Below are 22,950 nucleotides of genomic sequence, written 5' to 3' on the forward strand. Positions count from 1 at the left end.
TCTGAGCATGCATGTCCTTGTCGTGCACAACCGCTATTCCTCGGCGCAGCCGAGTGGGGAGAACAGAGTCGTCGACGAGGAGGTGGGGCTGCTGCGCGCGGCCGGCCACCGGGTCGACGTCTTCGAGCGGCGCAGCGACGACATCGCCGCCCGGTCCCTGCTCGGCAAGGTCGCGGTGCCCCTGCTGGTGCCGTGGAACCCGGCGGTCCGTACGGAGCTCGCCGCCCGGCTCCGCGCCGAGCGGCCGGACGTGGTGCACGTCCACAACGTCTTCCCGCTCCTGTCCCCCGCGGTGCTGGCCGCCTGTGCCGACGCCGGTGTGCCCGTCGTCGCCACGCTGCACAACTACACCCAGGTCTGCCCGCCCGGCACGCTGCACCGGGACGGCCGGGCGTGCACCGAGTGCGTGGGGTCGACGGCTTCGCTGCCCGCCGTCCGGCACGGCTGCTATCGGAACTCGCGCCTCGCGACGGTTCCGCTCGCGGTCAGCCTGACGGTCAACCGGCGGCGGTGGTGGTCCGGCGTGGAGCGGTTCTTCTGCATCTCCGCGGCGCAGCGCGACATCCTCGTACGGTCCGGCATGCCGGCCGAACGGCTCGCGGTGAAGCACAACTTCGTGCCCGATCCGGGTGCCCGCCGCACGGGCGCCGGGGAGCATCTGCTCTTCCTCGGCCGGCTCGCGGAGGCCAAGGGCGTGCGGCTGCTCATGGCCGCGTGGGACGAGCTCGCCGCGGACGGCGGTGTGGGCGTGCCGCTGGTGATCGCCGGCGCGGGGCCGCTGGAGGGAGAGGTGACCGCCTGGGCGGCGGGCCGGGACGACGTGCGGTACGCCGGCCTGTGGGACCCGGAGGAGTGCCGGCGCGCCGCCGCGCGGTCGGTCGCCGTCGTGGCTCCCTCGATGGCCCAGGAGACGTTCGGCCTGGTGGTCGCGGAGGCGATGGCGGCGGGAGTCCCGGCCGTCGCCGCCGGTCACGGCGCCTTCGTCGAACTCGTCGAGGAGGGGGTGACCGGGCTGCTCCACCGGCCGGGCGAGCCCGCCTCGCTCGCGTCCCGCATCCGCCGGATCACGGCCGATCCGGAGCGCAACCGGGAGATGGGGGAAGCGGCACGGCGCCGTTACGAGCAGGGGTTCAGCCCGGCCGTCGGGCTGGAGCGCCTGCTGGAGGGGTACCGCTCCGCGATCGCGGAGTGGTCCGGCGGCGGGGACGGTACGCCGCCGGCAAGGAACGTACACGCGGGCTCGCGGCGGGGTACCCGCGCGGGCGGAAATGGGGGGAAGTAGATGACTCGATGCCGACTCTGCGGCTCGGAGGCGCTGGCCAGCGTCGTCGATCTGGGGGCGACCCCGCCGTGCGAGAGTTTTCTCGCCGCGGACCAACTGGACCGGCCGGAACCGGCGTACCCGCTGCACCTGCGGGTCTGCACGGACTGCTGGCTCGCACAGATACCTCCGCTGATCACGCCCGAGGAGACGTTCAAGGAGTACGCGTACTTCTCCTCGTACTCGACCTCCTGGGTGGAGCACGCGCGCGGGTACGTCGCGGACGCCGTGGAGCGCCTCGCTCTCGGCCCCGACTCCTTCGTGGTGGAGGTCGCGAGCAACGACGGGTACCTGCTGCGGCACATGGTGGACCGGGGGATCCGCTGCCTCGGCGTCGAGCCGTCGGTGAACGTCGGCGCCGCGGCGCGGGAGGCGGGTGTGCCGACGCTCACGGAGTTCCTGTCCCCGGACACCGGCGCGGCCGTCCGCGCCGAGCACGGCCCGGCGGACCTGGTCGTGGCCAACAACGTGTACGCGCACATCCCCGACGTCGTCGGGTTCACCCAGGGGCTGCGCGCCCTGGTCGCCGACGACGGCTGGGTCTCCATCGAGGTGCAGCACCTGCTGACCCTGATCGAGGAGAACCAGTACGACACGATCTACCACGAGCACTTCCAGTACTACACGGTGGCGTCGGCCGCGCGGGCGCTCGCGAGCGGCGGCCTCACGCTCGTGGACGTCGAGCTGCTGCCGACGCACGGCGGCTCCATCCGGCTGTGGGCCCGGCCGGCGGCGGTGGCCGGCGAGCCGTCCCGGCGGGTGGCCGAGGTGCTGGACCGGGAGAAGGCGGCCGGGCTCCAGGAGCTCTCCGGGTACGCCGAGTTCTCCGCCCGGGTGGCCAAGGTGCGCCGGGACCTCCTGCGGTTCCTCATCGAGGCGGCGGAGCGCGGCGAGACGGTCGTCGGCTACGGCGCCCCGGGCAAGGGCAACACCCTGCTCAACCACTGCGGCATCCGGCCCGACCTGCTCGCGTACACGGTCGACCGCAACCCGTACAAGCACGGCAGGTTCACCCCGGGCACCCGCGTCCCGATCCTGGCGCCCGAGCAGATCGCCGCCGACCGACCCGACTACGTGCTCGTCCTCCCGTGGAACCTGCGGGCCGAGCTCGTCGAGCAGCTGTCCTTCGTGCACGAGTGGGGCGGCCGGCTGGTCTTCCCCATCCCGGAACTGAGCATTGTCGAGGTCAAGTCATGAAGGTCGTCCTGTTCTGCGGCGGTTACGGGCTGCGCATGCGCAGCGGAGCCTCCGACGACGTGCCCAAGCCGATGGCGATGGTCGGCCCGCGGCCGCTGATCTGGCACGTCATGCGCTACTACGCGTCCTTCGGGCACACGGAGTTCATCCTGTGCCTCGGGTACGGGGCCCACCACATCAAGAACTTCTTCCTCACGTACGAGGAGACGACGTCCAACGACTTCGTCCTGCGCGGCGGGCGGACCGAGCTGCTGTCCACCGACATAGCCGACTGGACGATCACGTTCGCGCAGACCGGCATCGAGTCGCCGATCGGGGAGCGGCTGCGCCGCGTCCGGCAGCACCTGGACGGCGACGAGATGTTCCTCGCCAACTACGCCGACGTGCTCACCGACGCCCCGCTGCCGGAGATGATCGACCGGTTCGCCCGGCGCGACGCGGGTGCGTCGATGATGGTGGTGCCGCCGCAGTCGTCGTTCCACTGCGTGGACCTGGGCGAGGACGGCCTGGTGGGGGGCATCACCGCGGTGAGCGACATGCCGCTGTGGGAGAACGGCGGGTACTTCGTGCTCCGCCAGGAGGTGTTCGACCACATCCCGGAGAACGGGGACCTGGTCGCCGACGGATGCGCCCAACTCGCCAAGCAGGGACGGCTGGTGGCGTATCAGCACCGCGGGTTCTGGAAGCCGACCGACACCGTGAAGGAGCGGGCCGCGCTCGACGACGCCTACGCCCGGGGCGACCGCCCGTGGGCCGTGTGGGAACGGGACGGCGCGGGGGCGCGCGAGGGGGTGAGGACCGCGTGATCCGGCTCGGCTCCGGGCGTCTGGACCGGATCGTCGCGGTGGGGGCGCACTGCGACGACATCGCCATCGGCGCGGGCGGCACGCTGCTGACGCTGTGCCTCGCGCGGCCGGGCGTCCGCGTCGACGCCCTGGTCCTCTCCGGCGGTGGCGGCGAGCGGGAGCAGGAGGAGCGGGCGGCGCTCGCCGCCTTCTGCCCGGGCGCCGACCTGCGGCTGACCGTCCTCAAGCTGCCGGACGGCCGGATCCCCGCGCACTGGGAGGAGGCCAAGGCCGCCGTCGAGGAGCTGCGCGAGCGGACCGAGCCGGACCTGATCCTCGCCCCGCGGACCGACGACGCGCACCAGGACCACCGCGGCCTGGCGCGGCTGCTGCCGACCGCGTTCCGCGACCATCTCGTCCTCGGCTACGAGATCGTCAAGTGGGACGGCGATCTCGGCCGTCCCACGGCGTACCAGCCGCTGTCGCCGGAGGTCGCCGAGGAGAAGGTCCGGCTGCTGCAGGAGCACTACCCCTCGCAGCGGCACCGGCCCTGGTACGACCGCGAGGCCTTCCTCGGTCTCGCACGGATCCGCGGCATCGAATGCCACGCGCGGTACGCCGAGGCGTTCGCCGTCACCAAACTCACTCTCGACCTGGGGGAATGAACCTTGCGCGTACTGCTGACCGGACACCAGGGCTACTTGGGCACCGTGATGGCCCCGGTCCTCGCGGCTGCCGGACACGAGGTCGTCGGTCTCGACGCCGGCCTGTTCGCCGACTGCGTCCTCGGCCCGCGGCCCGCCGACCCGTCCGGGCACCGGGTGGACCTGCGGGACGTCACGGCCGAGCACGTGGCCGGGGTGGACGCCGTGATCCATCTGGCCGCGCTCTCCAACGACCCGCTGGGATCGCTGGCGCCGGACCTCACCTACGACATCAACCACCACGCCTCCGTACGGCTGGCCCGGCTGGCCCGCGACGCCGGGGTGACGCGCTTCCTGTACGCGTCGACCTGCTCGGTGTACGGCGCCGCGGGCGGTGACGGCCTGGTCGGCGAGGACGCCCCGCTGCGCCCGGTGACGCCGTACGCGGAGTCCAAGGTCCGCGTCGAGGACGACCTGCACGCGCTGGCCGACGACGACTTCACCCCGGTGTACATGCGCAACGCCACGGCCTTCGGCTTCTCGCCGCGGCTGCGCGCCGACATCGTGCTGAACAACCTGGTGGGCCACGCGCTCCTGTCCGGCGAGGTGCTCGTGATGTCCGACGGCACGCCCTGGCGCCCGCTGGTGCACGCCGCCGACATCGCCCGGGCCTTCGAGGCGGCGCTGACCGCGCCGCGCGAGGCGGTGCACGACCGGGCGTTCAACATCGGCAGCGAGGTCAACAACGTCACGGTCGCCGAGATCGCCGACCAGGTCGCCGAGGCGGTGTCCGGCTCGAAGGTGGTGATCACCGGGGAGACCGGTGCCGATCCGCGCTCGTACCGGGTGGACTTCTCCCGGTTCCGGGCCGCGATACCCGGCTTCGACTGCGAGTGGACGGTGAAGCGGGGCGCGCTCGAACTCGCCGACGCGTACCGCGAACACGGGCTGATCCGGGAGGACTTCGAGCGCCGCTTCACCCGTCTCGCCGTGCTGCGCGCGGCGTCCGAGGCCGGCTCCGTCGACGACACCCTGCGGTGGCGCCGATGAGGACGGCCGGCGAGCGGATGCACGAGCTGGTGGAGCGGTTGTACCCGCTGTGCCGGAGCATCACCGGCGACGGGGTGCGCGCCACCCTGGACATCGTCGGCGAGTACCTTCCGCTCCAGGTGCACGAGGTGCCGACCGGGACGGAGGTCCTCGACTGGACGGTGCCGCAGGAGTGGAACATCCGGGACGCGTACGTCGCCGACGCCGCCGGCAACCGCGTCGTGGACTTCGCCGCGTCCAGCCTGCACGTGCTCGGCTACAGCGTGCCGGTGTCGCGGACGATGCCGCTGGCCGAGCTGCGCGAGCACCTGCACACCCTGCCGGACCATCCGACCTGGGTGCCGTACCGCACCAGTTACTACACGCCGGAGTGGGGGTTCTGCCTGGCGCAGGAGACCTTGGACGCGCTGCCGGACGGCGAGTACGAGGTGTGCGTCGACTCCACGCTCGCGGACGGCCATCTCACCTACGCCGAGCACGTGGTCCCCGGGCAGGTCGCCGACGAGGTGATCGTCTCCTGTCACGTCTGCCACCCGTCGCTGGCCAACGACAACCTGGCCGGCGTCGCGGTGGCGACGTTCCTGGCCCGGGCGCTGGCCGAGCGGACGCCGTACTACACCTACCGGTTCATCTTCGCGCCCGGCACCATCGGGGCGATCACCTGGCTGGCCCGCAACGCGGAGCGGATCGAGCGGGTCAAGCACGGCCTGGTGCTGGCCTGCGCCGGGGACACCGGACAGCTGACGTACAAGCAGAGCAGGCGCGGCGACGCGGAGATCGACCGGGTGATGCGGCACGTCCTCACCGCGTCCGAACGCCCGCACCGTGTCGCCGAGTTCACGCCGTACGGCTACGACGAGCGGCAGTACTGCTCCCCCGGGTTCGACCTCGGCGTGGGCTCGCTCAGCCGGACCCCGTACGCCGGCTACCCCGAGTACCACACCTCGGCGGACAACCCGGACTTCGTCTCCCCGGAGGCGATGGAGGACACCCTCGCCGTCTGCCGCGAGGCGTTCGAGGTGCTCGACCGCAACCGCCGGTACGTCAACCTCAGCCCCTACGGCGAACCACAGCTGGGACGACGGGGGTTGTACGAGTCGCTCGGCGGGCGCAGCGACGCGAAGCAGGCCCAGATGGCCATGCTCTGGGTGCTGAGTCTCTCCGACGGCGAGCACCGTCTGCTGGACGTCGCCGAGCGGTCCGGGCTGCCGTTCGACACGGTCGCCGCCGCGGCCGACGCCCTGGGCGCCGCCGGGCTGATCAAGGCATGACGCCGATGACCACCGAGGGAGAGACGACGACACCGGCGGACCGGCGGACCGCCAAGCGTGCCGTCGCGGGCCGGCTGTCCTGGGGACTGGCCGACCAGGCGGCGTCCAGCATCTCCAACTTCGCGGTGGGGATCTATGTGGCGCGCTCGCTGGGGCTGACCGCGTTCGGCGTGTTCAGCCTGGCCTGGGTGACCTACGGCGTGGTGCTCAACGTCTCCCGGGGGCTGGCCACCGATCCGCTGGTGGTGCGGTTCAGCGGCGTGCCGGACGCGTCCTGGCGTGCGGCGGTGGCCAGGTCGTCGGGTACGGCGCTCGGTGTCGGCGCCGCGCTCGGCGCGGTGTCCCTCGTGGTCGGCCTCGCGCTCGGCGGCCCGGTGGGGACCGCGTTCGCCTGCCTCGGCGTCGTCCTGCCGGGGCTGCTGTTGCAGGACGCGTGGCGGTTCGCGTTCTTCGCGGCCGGCGCCGGGCGGAAGGCATTCGTCAACGACATGGTGTGGGCCGTCGCGCTCGTCCCGGCCATGGTGGTGGCGGCCCGGGTGGGCAGCGTGGCCGCTTTCGTGCTCGCCTGGGGCGCGTCCGCCGCGGTGGCCGCGGGGTACGGCCTGCTCCAGTCCGGGATCCGGCCCCGGCCGGCCGGGGCCCGCGCGTGGATGCGCGAGCACCGCGACCTCGGCTCGCGGTACCTCGTCGAGAACGTCACCAACAGCGGCGCGAGCCAGCTGCGGGCGTACGGGCTCGGCGCGATCGTCGGGGTCGGCGCCGTGGGGGTGGTCCGGGGCGCCGAGCTCCTGCTCGGCCCGTTCCTCGCCGTCCTGATGGGTCTTTCCCTGGTCACCGTCGCGGAGGCGGCACGGGTGCTGCGGCGGGCCCCGCACCGCCTCGGCGCGTTCTGTCTCCTGCTGGGCGGCGGGCAGGCCGCCGCCGCGCTGCTCTGGGGCGGGGCGCTGCTGCTCGTACCGGACCGGGTCGGCGAGCTCGTGCTCGGCGGCGTCTGGAGCGGCGCCTCGGAGCTCATCGTGCCGGTCACGCTCGGCGTCGCGGGCGCCGGCCTCGGCACCGGCGCGGCGGCCGGGCTGCGCGCGCTCGGCGCGGCCCGGCGCAGCCTGCGCAGCCAGCTGATCGCCTCCGCCTGTTACGTCGCCGGCGGGCTCGGCGGCGCGGCCGCGGCCGGCACGGTCGGCTCGGCCTGGGGCGTGGCCGCCGCGACCGTCTGCAGCTCGGCGGTGTGGTGGCTGCAACTGCGCTCGGCCCTGCGGGAGCACCACCGGAAGCCCCTTCCCGACGTTCCCGATGCTCCTGTTCCCGATGTTCCCTTGCCCGCTGATCCCGTGCCCGCCGTTCCCGTGCCCGCCGTTCCCGATGTTGCCGATGTTCCCGAAGCGAGGACCTCATGACCGCCCGACCCCGACTGAGCATCGGCCTGCCCGTGTACAACGGCGAGGAGTACCTGGCCGAGTCGTTCGACGCCCTGCTCGGCCAGACGTACGAGGACTTCGAGCTGGTCGTCTCCGACAACGCCTCGACCGACGGCACGGGGGACATCTGCCGCCGGTACGCCGAGAAGGACTCACGCATCCGGTACATCCGGCTCCCCCGGAACATCGGCGCCGCGCCGAACCACAACTACGTGTTCACCGAGTGCCGCGGCGAGCTCTTCAAGTGGGCCTCGCACGACGACCTGTACGCCCGGGACCTGCTGCGGCGCTGCGTGGAGGCGCTGGACGAGCGGCCGGACGTGATCCTGGCCCACGCCGACCAGGCGGTCATCGACGAGGACGGGCAGGTGAAGGTCCCGTACGAGTACACGCTGGCCACCGCCTCGCCGCACGCGCCGGAGCGCTTCCGCAGCATGCTGTTCGAGCCCGGTGGCGACGACTTCTACGGGGTGATGCGGGCCGATGTGCTGCGCCGGGTGAAGCCGCACGACAGCTACCACCACGCGGACCGCACGTTCGTCTCCGAGATCGGCCTGCACGGGCCCTTCCACCAGGTGCCGGAGCTGTTGTACTTCCGCCGCGACCACCCCACCCGCGCCGAGCGGGCCAACCCCTCCAAGCGGTCCCGGTGCGTCAACCTGGACCCGCGCCGGGCCGGCCTCCTGCACCCGACGCCCCGGCTGCTCGCCGAGTACGTCTGGGGCTTCGTCGCGGCGATCCGGCGGGCGCCGCTGTCCACGGCCGACCGGCGCGCGTGCTACCGCCACCTGGCCGCGTGGGCGACCAGCAGGGCCCGGCCGGGCGCGGGCGAGCGGGTCGAGGACCGGGCCCCGGTCGACCCGGCGAAGCTCACCGTCTCCGTCGACGCACTCGTCGCGGGCCGCGAGGGGCGGCGGGCGTGACCGCCTCCCGCGTCGGGGTGTTCGGCCTGCTCGGCTCCGGCAACCTCGGCAACGACGGCTCGCTGGAGGCCGTGCTCGGGTACCTCCGCGCCGAGCACCCGGAGGCGGTCGTGGACGCGCTGTGCGGCGGACCCGAGGTCGTCTCTGCCCGGTACCGGATCCCCGCGACGCGGCTGCACTGGTACCGCGGGGAGTACCGGACCGCGTCGCGTGCGGGCGCGATCGCGGGGAAGGGCCTGGGCAAGCTCGTCGACGCCTTCCGTACGGCCGCCTGGGTGCGCCGGCACGACGTGGTGATCGTGCCGGGCATGGGCGTCCTGGAGGCCACGCTGCCGCTGCGGCCGTGGGGATTCCCGTACGCGCTGTTCCTGCTCTGCGCGTCCGGCCGCCTGTTCGGCACCCGGGTCGCGCTGGCCGGCGTCGGCGCCGACGCGATCGGCAACCGCTCGACCCGGGCCCTGGTGCGCTGGTCGGCGCGGCTCGCCACGTACCGCTCGTACCGGGACGGCCTGTCCCGCGACGCGATGCGGGCGATGGGCGTGGACACCGCGCGCGACGAGGTCTACCCGGACCTCGCCTTCGCCCTGCCGACGCCCTCGGAGCCCGCGACACCGGGCCTGGTCTGCGTCGGCGTCATGGACTTCCACGGCGGCGACGACGACCGCGACCGGGCCGAGGAGATCCACCGGCGCTACGTGGACGGAGTAACCGCCTTCGTCCGCGCGCTGGTTCGGGACGGCAGACCGGTCCGGCTGCTCACCGGCGACGAGGTCGACAGGGCGGTGGTCGCCTCGATCCTCGACGCCGTGGACTCGCCGCTGGTCACCGCCGCCGACGCGGCCTCGCTGGCCGACCTGATGAAGGAGACGGCCGCGGCCGAGGCCGTGGTGGCGACTCGCTACCACAACCTGGTCTGCGCCCTGAAGGTCGGAACGCCGACGCTCGCCCTCAGCTACGCGGCGAAGAGCGACGCGCTGATGGCCCAGCGGGGACTCGCCGCGTACCGCCACCCTGCCCGCGAGGTCGACGCCGACCGACTCCTGGAGCAGTTCCGGGAGTTGGAGAAGGCCGCGGCGGAGCTGCGGGTGACCCTCGCCGAGCGGAACCAGGTCGCCGCCCGGCGCCTGGAGGAGCAGTTCACCGCCCTGACCGCGGCCCTGTTCCCGACGACCGACCACGCCCCCACCCACGCCCACGCCCTGCGGGAGACCCCATGAAAGCGACCGAAGTCCCGGAGATCGACGGCGCGTACCTCTTCGAGCCGACGCCGTACGCCGACGAACGCGGCTTCTTCTGCCGCACGTTCGACGCCGATGTGGTCCGCTCGGTCGGCCTCGACCCGAACTCCTTCGTCCAGGACAGCGTGTCCCGCTCGGTCCGGGGCGTGCTGCGCGGCCTGCACCTGCGCTCGGGCGCCGGCGAGGCCAAGCTCGTGCGCTGCTCGTACGGGAGGATCTTCGACGTCGTCGTCGACCTGCGGCCCGACTCCCCGACGTACCGCAACCGGGCCTTCTTCGAGCTGTCCGGCGAGACGCAGGCGACCCTGTACATCCCTGCGGGATGCGCGCACGGCTTCCAGGCGCTGAGCGAGACCGCCGACACGTCGTACCGGATCGACCGCCCGCACGATCCTGCCGAGGACGTGACGATCGCCTTCGACGACCCGGAACTCGCCGTCCCCTGGCCGCTGCCGCCCGTATCGATGTCCGAACGGGACCGGAAGGCGCCGAGCCTCGCCGAGGCCCTCGAGCAAACGGAGAAGTGACGTCAGCATGGACAGCGAAGAGTTCCTCCTGCCCCGGTCGCGGCAGGCGAACGAGCGGCTGCACGCCCTGGTCCCCGGGGGCGCGCACACCTACGCCAAGGGCGACGACCAGTACCCCGAGAACCTCGCCCCGGTCATCAGCCACGGCCGCGGCGCCCACGTCTGGGACGTCGACGGCAACCGCTACATCGAGTACGGGTCGGGGCTCCGGTCGGTCAGCCTCGGCCACGCCCACCCCCGCGTGAACGAGGCGGTGCGCCGGGAGATCGACCGCGGCAGCAACTTCGTCCGGCCCTCCATCGTGGAGGTCGAGGCCGCGGAACGCTTCCTGGCCACGGTGCCGACCGCCGAGATGGTGAAGTTCGCGAAGAACGGCTCCGACGTCACCACCGCCGCCGTCCGCCTCGCCCGCGCCGTCACCGGGCGCCCCCGGGTGGCGATCTGCGGCGACCACCCGTTCTTCTCCGTCGACGACTGGTTCATCGGCACCACGCCGATGAACGCCGGCATCCCGGCGGCGACCACCGAGCTCACCGTGGCGTTCCCGTACGGGGACCTGGCCGCCACCGAGGAGCTGCTCAGCCGGTACGAGGGCGAGGTCGCCTGTCTGATCCTCGAACCCGCCGGCCATGCCGAGCCGCCGCCCGGGTACCTCGCAGGACTGCGCGAGCTGGCCGACCGGCACGGCTGCGTCCTGGTCTTCGACGAGATGATCACCGGCCTGCGCTGGTCGGAGGCGGGCGCCCAGGGTCTGTACGGCGTCGTCCCCGACCTCTCCACGTTCGGCAAGGCGCTGGGCAACGGGTTCGCCGTCTCCGCGCTGGCCGGGCGCCGCGACCTGATGGAGTGGGGCGGGCTGCGCCACTCCGGCGACCGGGTGTTCCTGCTGTCCACCACCCACGGCGCGGAGACGCACTCGCTGGCGGCCGCGATGGCCGTGCAGACCACGTACGCCGAGGAGGGCATCACCGCGCGGCTGCACGCCCTCGGCGAGCGGCTGGCCGCCGGTGTCCGCGAGGCGGCGGCCGCGATGGGCGTCGGCGAGCACGTCGTCGTCCGGGGGCGGGCCAGCAACCTGGTCTTCGCCACCCTCGACGAGAACCTCCGGCCGTCGCAGGAGTACCGCACCCTGTTCCTGCGCCGGCTCCTCGCGGGCGGGGTGCTCGCCCCGTCGTTCGTGGTGAGCAGCGCGCTCGACGAGGCGGACATCGACCGCACCGTCGACGTGGTGACCCAGGCGTGCGCGGTGTACCGGAAGGCACTGGACGCCGCCGACCCCACGCCGTGGCTGGCCGGGCGGCCGGTGAAGCCGGTATTCCGCCGCTTGGCTTGACGCGCGGCGTGGTGCGGTGCGGCGCAGCACCGCGCCGCGACATTGCATGACGTGAGGTGACGTGACGTGACGTCAGCGGTGCTGCCACCGGCCCTCGTCGGCGATCCGGTCGACCAGCCACGCGGTCGCCGGCACCACCACCAGCGCGGTGCACCAGCCGCCGAGGACGTCGGTCGGGTAGTGCGCGCCCAGGACGACCTGCGCCCATCCCATGGCGGCGCCGGCGACCAGCGCCGCGACGAGCACGAGCGAGGTGCCGGCCGCCCTGCCGAGCCCGAGCCGGCCGGTCGCGAGCAGCGCGACGGCGAGGGCGAGCGCGGTGAGGAAGGCGGTGTGCCCGCTCGGGTAGGACAGGTTCTCGTCGCCGTGGATGGTGCGTCCCACCAGGTGCTTCAGCAGCCTCGTCGTCGCCACGGTCAGACCGGCACCGGCGACGACGAGCACCGCCGCGCGAGGGCGCCGAAGGAGCAGGCAGCCCGCCACGAGGGCCACGACCAGCATCGCCGCCCCCACGGGCTCCCCCAGGAAGTCCGTGGCGAGCGCGACCGTCCGCCACGGCGGCGGCACGCCGTCCGCCGTCGACCAGAGCCACGCGTCGACCGCGCCGGGGTCGCCCCGGCCGCTGTAGAGGACCCCGAGCACGACGGCCACGAGCGCGGCAAGGGCCGCGACCAGCCCGACCCACACGCGCAGCAACGGGGGCAGCACCGCGCGACGGTCTGCCCCGAGTTCCCGCTCCGCTCCGGCCAGGCGATCCACGTCCATGTCCTCACGATAGGCGGCGGATTCGGACCCGACTGTCGACCCCGCACACCTCACCACCCCGCGTGACCCACATCACTTTCACCGTCCTTCCGCTTTCCGTTATCCATGCCCGGGCCCCAGGCTCTCCCGTGCGCAACCATCTCCAACAGACGGGACAGTCGGCGTGCGGCAGAGCACAGGAACCGAGCGGGACACCGAGCTGGTCATGGCGGCACGGAACGGTGACCCATGGGCGCGGGAGCAGCTGGTCACCGCCCACCTGCCCCTGATCCGCACCACCGTGGCGCTCGCCATGAGCGGCCGTGGGGGCGCCGAGCACGTCGAACACGTCGTACGGGAGACGATGCTGCGCGCCCTCGACGGGCTGGCCGCCGTGTCCGATCCCGCCACCTTCAGGCCGTGGCTGGTCGCGATCGCCGTGGACGGGATCCGTAGGCACCGGCACGCGCAGCCGGCCGGTTTCGCGCAGGGGGACGCCGCGACGCCGGCCGCCGAGTGGCAGCACCCGAGGGGTCAGGCGTACGAGATCACCACGGCGGCGCGCTGGCTGGACCCGGACGACGGCGAACTGTTGGCCCTGTGGCGGCTGGAGTGCACGGGTGAGCTGACCCGCTTCGAGACCGCGGCCGCGCTGCGGTGGTCCGTCGAAGACACGACGGTCCGCGTCGAGGGGCTACAGGCCCGGCTCGACGCAGCCCGGGTCGTGGCGGGCGCACTGACCGAGAACGCGCCCTGCCGCGGCCTGAGCCGAGAGGCGGCGGGATGGGACGGCCGGCCCTCCGCCCCGTGGCGCGACCACCTGGCCCAGCACACGCTCGCCTGCGGGCACTGCGCGACGCGCTGGAACGGCCTGGTCCCCGCGGCGATCCTCCTGACGGCCACGCGCCCCGCGCGTTCGGCCGAGGCGAGTGCGGCCCAGGCGAGTGCGGCCGCCCGGGAAGACGTCACACCACTGCCTGCGCCTTCGTACGCCCCCGGCTCACACGGCGCCTCCGTCTCGTACGAAAGCACCGAGCAGCCGTTCACGGCCGCAAGCCCGTACGGTACGACCGAACTGCCCCCACTGATATCCCGCCACGGGACGGCCTCGGCCTCCTCGATACCGGGCCGGCGCGGCTCGCGTGCGGCGCTCCGTCGCCGTCGTCAGACGCAGGAACGGAACCGGCGCCGGGCCGTCATCGCCGCCGGTGTCGTGGTCATGGCGGTCACGGGCGGAGCCTTCTCGCTGTACGGGGGGCGTGGAGGGGACGACGAGCTCCTCGAAGCGAACCGGCTGGCAGCCTCGGGCCCGGACCTGCCACTCGCCCACGACCCGTCCTCCCACTCCGGGGCCCCGGTGACGGAACCGGTGACCCCCTCCTCCTCACCGTCCACCTCCAAGTCCGCCGCCGCACGCCCCTCCACGTCGGCATCGCCCACCGCGCGGACCACCACCGAGCCGACCCGTCCCGCCCGCACCACCCCGCCGCCCCAGGTGAGGACGACCCCGCCCCGCACCACGGCCCCCACGGGCGGCCCACAGTCAACCGGCACCGGCACCGGCACCGGCACCGACTCGAACTCCGGCACCGACACGGGCACGGACTCGGGCGCGGGTACCGGAGCCAGTACCGGCACCGGTACCGGAGCCGGTGCGCAGAACGACCAGGGCCAGAGCTCGGCCGCCGACCAGGTCGTGGCCCTCGTCAACGCGGAGCGCGCCAAGGCGGGTTGTGGCCCGCTGTCGATGAACTCGACCCTGACCAGGGCGGCTCAGGGCCACTCCGACGACATGGCGGCGCGTGACTTCTTCGACCACACCAACCCCGACGGCGACGGCCCGGGGGAACGGGTGACGGCAGCCGGCTACCCCTGGTCGACGTACGGCGAGAACATCGCCATGGGCCAGAGCACGCCGGAACAGGTCATGGACTCTTGGATGAACAGCCCGGGGCACCGCGCGAACATCCTCAACTGCTCGTTCAAGGAGATAGGCATCGGCATCCACTCCGCGGGCGGCCCTTACTGGACACAGGTCTTCGGCGCCCGCTGACACCGCCGCCCCGCACGCGTTCGCCGCGGCGCTGCCCACCCACAGCAGGGGCAGCGCCCGCACGGGATGCCCTGTCGCTCCGGCTCGCTCCCATGGCCACGTCGTAGCCGGGCACCCCCTCCGCCGCCGGCCGATCCGGCATCTCCACCGTGCCTGATCCCGGGCGATCACGGCCAGGCACAGATCGCGCGTGGCGACGCAGCCACGCAGCGCGACATCCATGAGAGGACCCCCACCCCCACCCCCACCCCCACCCCCACCAGAAGCACGTTATCCGCGTTTGCGCTTATGGCGCGTCTGCAATTATTGTTGCAGCACGTAAGCAGCCTACTCAAGCAAACACGGAAGGACGGAGCCATGCCGCTCGCGCTCCTCGCCCTGGCAGTCGGGGCCTTCGGGGTCGGAACGACCGAGTTCGTCGTCATGGGACTACTGCCCGACATCGCCGGCGACTACGGCGTCTCCATCCCCACCGCGGGCCTGCTGGTCACCGGCTACGCGCTCGGCGTCGTCGTCGGCGCACCCCTGCTGACCGTCCTCGGCGGCAACGTGAGCCGCAAGCGGATGCTCATGCTGCTGATGGGCCTGTTCGTCCTCGGCAACACGCTCTCCGCCGTCGCCCCGAGCTTCGGGATGATGCTGACGGGCCGCGTGATCGCCTCGCTCGCCCACGGCTCGTTCTTCGGCATCGGTTCCGTCGTCGCCGCCGAGCTCGTCGCGCCGGACAAGAAGGCCGGCGCCATCGCCACCATGTTCACCGGCCTGACGGTCGCCAACATCGTCGGCGTACCGCTCGGCACCTTCATCGGGCAGGCGGTCGGGTGGCGCACCACCTTCGCGCTCGTCGCCGTGCTCGGTGTGATCGGGCTGCTCGGCATCGCCAGGCTCGTGCCCGCCATGCCCCGCCCGGAAGGCACCCACCTGCGCCAGGAGCTGAAGGCGTTCCGCAATCCGCAGGTGCTGCTCGCGATGGCGATGACGGTGCTCGGCTTCGGCGGCGTCTTCGCCGCGATCACCTACATCGCACCGATGATGACCGAGGTCGCCGGCTACTCCGACGGCGCGGTCACCTGGCTCCTCGTCCTCTTCGGCGTCGGCATGTTCCTCGGCAACCTGATCGGCGGCCGGTACGCCGACCGTGCGTTGATGCCCCTGCTGTACGCCGCCCTCGGCGGGCTCGCGATCGTCCTCGCCCTGTTCACCGTGGCCGCCCACCACAAGGTCCTCGCCGCGATCGGCATCCTCCTCGTCGGGGCGCTCGGCTTCGCCACGGTGCCGCCGCTGCAGAAGCGCGTCCTGGACCAGGCGCACGGCGCGCCGACCCTGGCCTCCGCCGTCAACATCGGCGCCTTCAACCTCGGCAACGCGCTCGCCGCCTGGCTCGGCGGCAGCGTCATCGCCGCCGGCTTCGGCTACACCGCCCCGAACTGGGTCGGCGCCGCCCTCGCCGCCGCCGCCCTCGGCCTCGCCTTCTGGTCCGCGGCGCTGGAGCGCCGGACTCCCACGGCCGAAGCCGCCGACACCGCCACCGCCGACACCCGCACTCCCGTACACCACTGATCACTCCGGGCGACGACCGTCCTCGACCAGGCGTCCGCGTCCCCGGCTCTCGCCTCCGCCGCCGGCGTCGGCGCCCTCGACCTCACATCACCCGGAATCGCAGAGAAGGCAGTACACCCATGTCCCACGTCCCCACCGTCACCCTCAACAACGGCACGGAGATCCCCCAGCTCGGCTTCGGCGTCTTCCAGGTCCCGGACGACGAGACCACCACCGCCGTGGCCCACGCCCTCGAAGCCGGCTACCGCTCCGTCGACACCGCCGCGATCTACGGCAACGAGGCCGGGGTGGGCCGCGCGCTCGCCGCCTCCGGTGTCCCCCGCGAGGAGCTCTTCGTCACCACGAAGCTGTGGAACGCCGACCAGGGGTACGACTCCACCCTGCGGGCCTTCGACGACAGCCTCGCCAAGCTCGGCCTCGACCACGTCGACCTGTACCTGATCCACTGGCCCACCCCGGCCCGTGACCTGTACGTCGACACCTGGAAGGCCATCGAGACGCTGGTCGCCGACGGGCGGGTCCGCACCGCGGGAGTCTCCAACTTCCAGCCCGCGCACATCCGTCGGCTCCTGGACAGCAGCGACCTGGTGCCCGCCGTCAACCAGATCGAGCTCCACCCGGCGCTCCAGCAGCGGGAGTTGCGCGAGCTGCACGCCGAGCACGCGATCGTCACCGAGGCGTGGAGCCCGCTCGCGCAGGGCGCGGTGCTCGCCGACCCGGCGATCGCCGCGATCGCCGCCCGGCACGGGAAGTCCCCGGCCCAGGTGGTGCTGCGCTGGCACCTCCAGCTCGGGAACGTCGTCATCCCGAAGTCCGTGACCCCCGGCCGCATCCGCGAGAACATCGACGTCTTCGGCCCCGGCTTCGTCCTCTCCGACGACGAGATGCGGTCGGTCGCGGCCCTCGACCGCGGACTGCGCACGGGACCGGACCCCGACACCCTCAACTGAGCCGCCCGGCCCGCCCGTTCCGCCCGCGGCCCGTTCCGTCCGGGCCCGGACAGGGCTGAAGCCCGAGCCGTACAAGCGGCTCGGGCTTCAGGTCGTGCACAGGCGTGCACGAGGCGTGGCGCGCGCCTCCCGGACGGGCGCCCCGCTCACTGGTGTCAGTGCCAGTACTTCATGGTCGTACCCCCTCCCCCGCTCGTGGGCGCAGAGTGACCTCGAAGCGGTCGAGACCGCGGAGGGTCAGATTGCGCCGGTGTACCGGTTCCGCGACTCCCCGTGCGTCCGGGTAGTCCCTGGCCAGGGCCCCGAGGACCGATCCGGCGAGCCGGATCGCCATGGACGCGCCCAGACAGGCATGGGCTCCGCGGCCGAACCCGAGGTGAGGGTTCGGGGCGCGGTCGAGTCGCAGGTCTGTGGGGTGGTCGAAGCGGAGCGGGTCGTGGTTGGCCGCGCCCAGGAAGAGCGTGACCGGATCACCCGCTCTCATCGTGACGCCACCCAGTTCGGTGTCGGTGACGCAGACCCGGGCGTCCGCCTGGACGGGTGCGTCGTACCGGATGAGTTCGTCCACGGCGGAGGCCGGAGTCGCCGGGAAGGCGGCCATCGCGCCGGGGGTGGTGAGGAGGGCGGCCGCCGCGTTGCCGAGGAGCCGCGAGGCGGATTCGTAGCCGGCGTGGAGGACCGCGCGCAGACTGTTCCGAAGAATCGTTTCCTCTACGCCGCTGTCCGCCGCGTGCTCGGCGACATGGGCGATGAGCCCTTCCTTGGGCGGATCCGCGAGCCACCCGCCGGCGTACTCGGCGAGCCGGGCGCGGGCCGCGACGGCGGGCTCGTGCTTCTCCGGCCACAGGCCCGCGTCCATGCCGTCGACGACGGTACGGGACATGGGCACGAACCAGTCGAGCTCGGGGGCCGGGACGCCGAGGAAGGCGGTCACGAAGCGCAGCGCGACCGGTTCGGCCAGTTCTCCGACGAAGTCGAAGGAGGGCCGCTCGGCCAACTCCGCCAGCAGGTCCGCGATCTGGAGCTCCAGACCGTCGTGCAGCGCCCGCCGGTCCTGTGCCCGGAATCCGTCGAGGAGCAGGTGCCGGATGGCCGTGTGCTCCGGCGGATCGAGGGTCTGCACGCTCAGCAGCGGCGCGGGGATGTCCTCCCCGGCGCGGCGCCAGTCGGAGGCGAATCGGTGACTGTCGGTGAGGACGGCGAGGCAGTCGGCGTGCCGGGTCAGGACCCAGGAACCGAGCAGTTCGTGCCAGAAGACGGGAGTGGACTCACGCATCCGGGCGTACGCGGGGTACGGGTTCCGCAGGTTCGACGGACGGATCAGATCCAGGATCGGGTCCACAGCTGCCGCTTGCTCCACGAAACGTCTCCCCCTTCGCATACGGCCTGGTTGTGGCCTTGAGTGCTTCCGAGTCGAACAGTGCGAGACGTGGATCCGCCGGTGGGCGGAGCGTCTCGCCGTCGTGCCACCGGCGGTTCGCCGGTCCTTCCCCGTGCAACTTTCGAACATCATGCGAGCCGAGCGCCGGTGACGCTACCACGCAACTGAGGTGGCTGGTATGACTACCTGCCAGAGATCTTTCACAAAGCTTCGGGGAGTTACGGAAGATGACCGGCAAAGACCAGACGATTGTTCACGATGTCCCGGTAAACGTCGCCCAACAGCCCAACCCGTACCCGCTCTTCGAGCGCATCCGCGAGCACGGAGTCGTCCAGCGCGTCCGGCTGAATCCCACCCTTGAAGTCTGGATGGTCACCGGTTACGACGAGGCGGTGGCCGCGCTCACCGACCCCCGGCTCAGCAGCAGTCCCGTCGGCGTCAACGGACTTGAGGAGGAGATGGCCCATCAGGAACGCACCAACGTCCTGATGGCCAGCATGCTCGTCGCCAACGGCGAGGACCACACCCGGCTGCGCAACCTCGTCTCGAAGGCCTTCACCTTCCGCCGCGTCGAGCAGCTGGCACCCCGCGTCCAGGCGCACACCGACGCCTTCATCGACGCCTTCGCGGCACGCGGATCCGCCGATCTGGTCTCCCAGTTCGCGCTTCCGCTGCCCATGGCCGTCCTCAGCGAACTCATCGGCATCCCGGCCGAGGACCAGCCCGACTTCGCCCGCCTCGCGGTCGGTCTCATCATGCCCCCGAACACGCCCGAGCGGCTCGCCAAGGGGGCGCAGGCCCGTGCCGAACTCACGGAGTTCTTCGAGCCGTTGATCGCGCAGCGCAAGGCCGATCCGAAGGACGACCTGCTGAGCGCGCTCTGTGCCGCGCAGGCCGAGGAGCGGATCAGCGACCGCGAGCTGACGGCCATGACCATCCTGCTCACGCTGGCCGGTCACGAGACGACGGCGAGCCTCATCGCCAACGGCGTCCACGCGCTCCTGCGCCACCCCGAGCAGTTCGCGGCGCTCCGCGACGACCCCTCGCTGCTGCCCGGCGCGATCGAGGAACTGCTGCGCTACGAGGGCCCGGTGAGCCGGGGCGTCGCGCGCTTCACCGTCGACACGTACGAGATCGGCGGCGTCACCATCCCGGCGGGCGAGATGATCATCATCGGGCTCGCGGCGGCCAACCGCGACCCGGCCCGGTACGACCGGGCCGACATCCTCGACGTGGCACGCCGCGAGGTCCCGCAACAGCTCGCTTTCGGCCATGGTGTGCATTTCTGCCTGGGCGCGCCGCTGGCCCGGGCCGAGGCCCGGATCGCCATCGGGACCCTGCTCCGCCGCTTCCCGGACCTGCGCCTGACGGACCCGGACGCCGATCTGACGCGGCGCGAGGGCATCCTGCGGGGCATGGCGACGCTGCCGGTGAGCTTCACCCCGGAGGGCTGAGCCCGCGGACTCGGCCGACGGGCCGAGCCCGCACCGGGTGGGTCAGGCGCGGCCGCGCAGGGCGGCCGCGTAGGCCTCGTCGGGGTCGAGACGGCGCAGTTCCTCGGCGATCAGCTCGGCGGTGGTCCGGACCTTGAGGGCGAGGACCCGGCTGGGCTGGCCGGGGATGGCCAGGCGGGCCACCGGGCCCTCCGGCCGGTCGATGCGGATCTCCCCGTCGGGCGTGCCCATGCGGACGGCCGTGACGACCGGGCCGTCGGACACGATCCGGTCGACGGGGACGCCGAGCCGGACCTCGAACCAGCGGGCGAGGAGTTCGGCGCTGGGGTTCTCCGCCTCGCTCTCGACGGCGGCGGAGGTCACGGTCGCCCGGGCCTGGTCGAGCGCGGCGGCGAGCATCGAGCGCCACGGGGTGAGCCGGGTCCAGGCGAGGTCCGTGTCGCCGGGGGCGTAGGAGGCGGCCCGTGCCTCCAGGGCGGCGAGCGGGTCCTCGACGGCGTACATGTCGGTGATGCGGCGCTGCGCGAGCACGCCCAGGGGATCCCGGGAGGGGACCTCGGGGGCGTCCACGGGCCACCAGACGACGACCGGCGCGTCCGGCAGGAGCAGCGGCAGGACCACGGAGTCGGCGCGGGCGCCGAGTTCGCCGTGGAGACGGAGCAGGACCGTCTCGCCCGAACCGGCGTCGCTGCCGAGCCTGACCTCGGCGTCGAGCCGGGTCTCGTGCCGCTCGCGGGGCGAGCGGGCGTGGCGCTTGATGACGACGAGGATGCGGGAGGGGTGCTCCCGCGAGGCTTCGCTGGCGGCCCGGACCGCGTCGTAGGCGTTCTCCTCGTCCGTGACGACGAGCATCGTGAGCACGACGCCCACGGCGGGAGTCCCGACCGCCCGGCGGCCCTCCAGGATCGCCTTATTGATCTTGCTGGAGTTGGTGTCCGTCAGATCGATCTTCATGCGCGGCGCCCGTCCCTTCCTCGGTGGCGAGCCTAACGCTCCTCGCCGGGTGCGGCGTCCACCGGTTCCCCGTCGTCCGGGGACGCCTGGTCCTGGCTGCGGCGGCCGACGACGGCCGCGGCCGCGATCGCGGTGCCGAGGAAGGCGGTCGCCACCACCCACGGCCGGTCGAGGACGTGGCAGGTGGCGTGGTCGAGGGAGTACCGGCCCGCGCCCGCGATGCCGATCGCGGCGGCGGTGAAGCCGAGGAAGGCCGGGTACTCGTACCCGCCGCCCTGGGCGAAGAAGCCGGCCGGGGCGTGGACGGCGACGGCGCCCGTCATGGCGCCGGCCGCGGCGGCGCCGGCCGCCGGGGTGGCGAGGCCGAGGGCGAGGAGGACACCGCCGCCCGCCTCGCCGAGACCGGCGGCGATCGCGCTCTCCCGGCCGGGCGAGAAGCCCATGGCCTCCATGCCCTTGGCGGTGCCTTCGATGCCGCCGCCGCCGAACCAGCCGAAGAGCTTCTGCGTGCCGTGCGCGGCGAGTACGGCTCCGGTGCCGACCCGCAGCACGAGGAGTCCGAGGTCGCGTCGGTTGAGCCGGGAATGGGACATGAGGGCTCCGTAACGTGCGGGAAGGCGGACTCGTACGCCGTCCACTCTCGGCCCCTTCCTCCGGACGCGCCGCCCGGGAGCACCGTCCTCTGCTCCATCGGAGTCATCTTTTGCGGCAATTGTCCTCCGTTGCTTTAGTGAGGGAGCTGTGGCCGACCCGAAGAGAGTGGGTACGCATGACCGCCGAGTCCCCCGAGACCGCCGCCCTGCGGGAGAGGGTCCGCACGCTGATGCCCCGGGCGAAGGAGGACCTCACCGCGCTCGTGGCGATGCGGTCCGTCGCCGATGCCCGGCAGTTCCCGCCGGAGGAGTGCGCCAAGGCCGCCGACTTCCTCGTACGCGCCTTCACCGAGGCCGGTCTCCGCGACATGCGGCGGGTGACGACCCCGGACGGCACGGACGCGGTGGTCGGCCACGCGCCCGGCCCCGAGGGGGCGCCCACGGTCCTCCTCTACTGCCACTACGACGTCCAGCCGCCGCTCGACGACGACGCCTGGCAGACACCGCCCTTCGAGCTCACCGAACGCGACGGCCGCTGGTACGGGCGCGGCTCCGCCGACTGCAAGGGCAACATCGCCATGCATCTGACGGCCCTGCGCGCGCTGGGCGGGCCGGAGGGCAAGGACTTCCCCGTACACATCAAATTCGTCGCGGAGGGTTCGGAGGAGCAGGGCACGGGCGGCATGGAACAGCTCGTACCGCTCCAGCCCGACCTGTTCGCCGCCGACGCCCTGCTGATCTGCGACACCGGCAACTTCGCGCGCGGACTGCCCACCGCGACGACGTCGCTGCGCGGGCTCACCAACGTGGTGGTGACCGTCTCCACGCTCAAGGGCGAGATGCACTCGGGGATGTTCGGCGGCCCCGCGCCCGACGCGCTGGCCGCGCTGGTACGGATCCTCGACGGCCTGCGCGACGAGCACGGCAACACCGCGATCAAGGGGCTGCCGGGCGACGGTTCCTGGGACGGCGTGGACTATCCGGCCGAACAGTTCCGGACCGACGTGGGCGTCCTGGACGGCGTGTCCCTCGTCGGTACGGGCTCGGTCGCCGACGAGCTCTGGGCCCGGCCCGCCGTCACCGTCCTCGGCATCGACTGCCCGCCGGTCGTGGGCTCCTCGGCCGCGATCCAGGCGAAGGTACGGGCCAGGGTCAGCCTCCGGGTCCCGCCGGGCATCGACGCGGACGACGCGCTCCGTGCGCTCACCGACCATCTGACCGCGGCCGCGCCCTGGGGCGCCCGGGTCGAGGTGGAGGCGGAGAGCGCCGGGCAGCCCTTCCGGGCGCGGACCGACGGTCCGGCCTACCGGGCGCTGGCGTCGGCACTCCGCGAGGCGTACGGGAAGGAGATGGTCCAGTCGGGGCAGGGCGGGTCGATCCCGCTGTGCAACGTGCTCGCCGACCGGTTCCCCGAGGCGGAGATCGCGCTGATCGGCGTCGAGGAGCCCGGCTGCCTCATCCACGCGCCCAACGAGAGCGTGGACCCCTCCGAGATCGAGCACATGGCACTGGCCGAGGCGCTCTTCCTCAGCGGCTACGCGACCGCACGCTGACCGC

General features: G+C 72.8%; 20 protein-coding genes. 16 read left to right on the top strand and 4 right to left on the bottom strand.

The window, feature by feature from the left end:
- The first annotated feature begins 7 nt into the window (after positions 1-7).
- From ACZ6K0_RS13485 to ACZ6K0_RS13535, 11 genes are read left to right on the top strand one after another with little or no spacing between them, the layout of a single operon-like run.
- A complete protein-coding gene (locus ACZ6K0_RS13485) occupies positions 8-1,282 on the top strand; it encodes a glycosyltransferase (protein ID WP_376409906.1) in 1,275 nt (424 codons plus the stop codon).
- Positions 1,283-2,518 carry a class I SAM-dependent methyltransferase gene (locus ACZ6K0_RS13490; RefSeq protein ID WP_469232150.1) on the top strand — a complete coding sequence of 412 codons (1,236 nt, stop codon included), beginning with the start codon at positions 1,283-1,285 and terminating at the stop codon, positions 2,516-2,518.
- Entirely contained in the window at positions 2,515-3,324 is an 810-nt protein-coding gene (locus ACZ6K0_RS13495; protein WP_376409912.1) for a glycosyltransferase family protein, read from the top strand. Before ACZ6K0_RS13490 ends, ACZ6K0_RS13495 begins: the two co-directional genes overlap by 4 nt.
- On the top strand, positions 3,321-3,968 hold the full coding sequence (locus ACZ6K0_RS13500; RefSeq protein ID WP_469232152.1) for a PIG-L deacetylase family protein: 648 nt from the start codon (positions 3,321-3,323) through the stop codon (positions 3,966-3,968). Before ACZ6K0_RS13495 ends, ACZ6K0_RS13500 begins: the two co-directional genes overlap by 4 nt.
- A 3-nt stretch (positions 3,969-3,971) precedes the next feature.
- Positions 3,972-4,997, top strand: coding sequence for an NAD-dependent epimerase/dehydratase family protein (locus ACZ6K0_RS13505; RefSeq protein WP_469232154.1), 1,026 nt, complete (start codon positions 3,972-3,974; stop codon positions 4,995-4,997).
- The gene (locus tag ACZ6K0_RS13510; RefSeq protein ID WP_469232155.1) at positions 4,994-6,268 is read left to right on the top strand and encodes a DUF4910 domain-containing protein; all 1,275 of its coding nucleotides are present in this window, start codon (positions 4,994-4,996) and stop codon (positions 6,266-6,268) included. The genes ACZ6K0_RS13505 and ACZ6K0_RS13510 overlap by 4 nt, the downstream gene beginning before the upstream one ends.
- 5 nt (positions 6,269-6,273) lie before the next feature.
- Entirely contained in the window at positions 6,274-7,662 is a 1,389-nt protein-coding gene (locus tag ACZ6K0_RS13515; protein ID WP_469232157.1) for a hypothetical protein, read from the top strand.
- Positions 7,659-8,606, top strand: a complete 948-nt coding sequence (locus tag ACZ6K0_RS13520) for a glycosyltransferase family 2 protein (protein ID WP_469232159.1) — start codon at positions 7,659-7,661, stop codon at positions 8,604-8,606. Before ACZ6K0_RS13515 ends, ACZ6K0_RS13520 begins: the two co-directional genes overlap by 4 nt.
- A complete protein-coding gene (locus ACZ6K0_RS13525) occupies positions 8,603-9,823 on the top strand; it encodes a polysaccharide pyruvyl transferase family protein (protein ID WP_469232161.1) in 1,221 nt (406 codons plus the stop codon). Before ACZ6K0_RS13520 ends, ACZ6K0_RS13525 begins: the two co-directional genes overlap by 4 nt.
- Positions 9,820-10,371, top strand: coding sequence for a dTDP-4-dehydrorhamnose 3,5-epimerase (gene rfbC / locus ACZ6K0_RS13530; protein WP_376409930.1), 552 nt, complete (start codon positions 9,820-9,822; stop codon positions 10,369-10,371). Before ACZ6K0_RS13525 ends, rfbC begins: the two co-directional genes overlap by 4 nt.
- Before the next feature lie 7 nt (positions 10,372-10,378).
- On the top strand, positions 10,379-11,704 hold the full coding sequence (locus ACZ6K0_RS13535; protein ID WP_469232163.1) for a glutamate-1-semialdehyde 2,1-aminomutase: 1,326 nt from the start codon (positions 10,379-10,381) through the stop codon (positions 11,702-11,704).
- A 72-nt stretch (positions 11,705-11,776) separates the two neighbouring features.
- Here ACZ6K0_RS13535 and ACZ6K0_RS13540 read toward each other — a convergent pair whose 3' ends face one another.
- Complete coding sequence (locus ACZ6K0_RS13540) at positions 11,777-12,469, bottom strand: phosphatase PAP2 family protein (protein WP_469232165.1); 693 nt, start codon at positions 12,467-12,469, stop codon at positions 11,777-11,779.
- 163 nt (positions 12,470-12,632) lie between these two features.
- Between ACZ6K0_RS13540 and ACZ6K0_RS13545 the strand changes: the two genes are divergently transcribed.
- From ACZ6K0_RS13545 to ACZ6K0_RS13555, 3 genes are all read left to right on the top strand, one after another.
- The gene (locus ACZ6K0_RS13545) at positions 12,633-14,501 is read left to right on the top strand and encodes a CAP domain-containing protein (RefSeq protein ID WP_469232167.1); all 1,869 of its coding nucleotides are present in this window, start codon (positions 12,633-12,635) and stop codon (positions 14,499-14,501) included.
- Between the two features lie 357 nt (positions 14,502-14,858).
- Complete coding sequence (locus ACZ6K0_RS13550) at positions 14,859-16,061, top strand: MFS transporter (protein ID WP_469232169.1); 1,203 nt, start codon at positions 14,859-14,861, stop codon at positions 16,059-16,061.
- Between the two features lie 119 nt (positions 16,062-16,180).
- Positions 16,181-17,011, top strand: a complete 831-nt coding sequence (locus ACZ6K0_RS13555; protein ID WP_469232171.1) for an aldo/keto reductase — start codon at positions 16,181-16,183, stop codon at positions 17,009-17,011.
- A gap of 169 nt (positions 17,012-17,180) precedes the next feature.
- Here the strand turns inward: ACZ6K0_RS13555 and ACZ6K0_RS13560 are convergent, their stop codons facing one another.
- On the bottom strand, positions 17,181-18,371 hold the full coding sequence (locus ACZ6K0_RS13560; RefSeq protein WP_376409948.1) for a cytochrome P450: 1,191 nt from the start codon (positions 18,369-18,371) through the stop codon (positions 17,181-17,183).
- Between the two features lie 248 nt (positions 18,372-18,619).
- On the opposite strand from ACZ6K0_RS13560, the gene ACZ6K0_RS13565 reads away from it, so the two are divergent.
- Positions 18,620-19,846, top strand: coding sequence for a cytochrome P450 family protein (locus ACZ6K0_RS13565; RefSeq protein WP_469232173.1), 1,227 nt, complete (start codon positions 18,620-18,622; stop codon positions 19,844-19,846).
- 42 nt (positions 19,847-19,888) lie between these two features.
- Here ACZ6K0_RS13565 and opcA read toward each other — a convergent pair whose 3' ends face one another.
- Positions 19,889-20,800 carry a glucose-6-phosphate dehydrogenase assembly protein OpcA gene (opcA, locus tag ACZ6K0_RS13570; protein ID WP_376409953.1) on the bottom strand — a complete coding sequence of 304 codons (912 nt, stop codon included), beginning with the start codon at positions 20,798-20,800 and terminating at the stop codon, positions 19,889-19,891.
- Positions 20,801-20,832: 32 nt separating this feature from the next.
- Positions 20,833-21,393: a DoxX family membrane protein gene (locus ACZ6K0_RS13575; protein WP_376409956.1), complete on the bottom strand. Its 561-nt coding sequence runs from the start codon at positions 21,391-21,393 to the stop codon at positions 20,833-20,835.
- A gap of 176 nt (positions 21,394-21,569) precedes the next feature.
- On the opposite strand from ACZ6K0_RS13575, the gene ACZ6K0_RS13580 reads away from it, so the two are divergent.
- Complete coding sequence (locus ACZ6K0_RS13580; protein WP_469232175.1) at positions 21,570-22,946, top strand: M20/M25/M40 family metallo-hydrolase; 1,377 nt, start codon at positions 21,570-21,572, stop codon at positions 22,944-22,946.
- Positions 22,947-22,950: the final 4 nt, after the last annotated feature.

The organism is Streptomyces sp. NPDC042346, assembly GCF_055581845.1.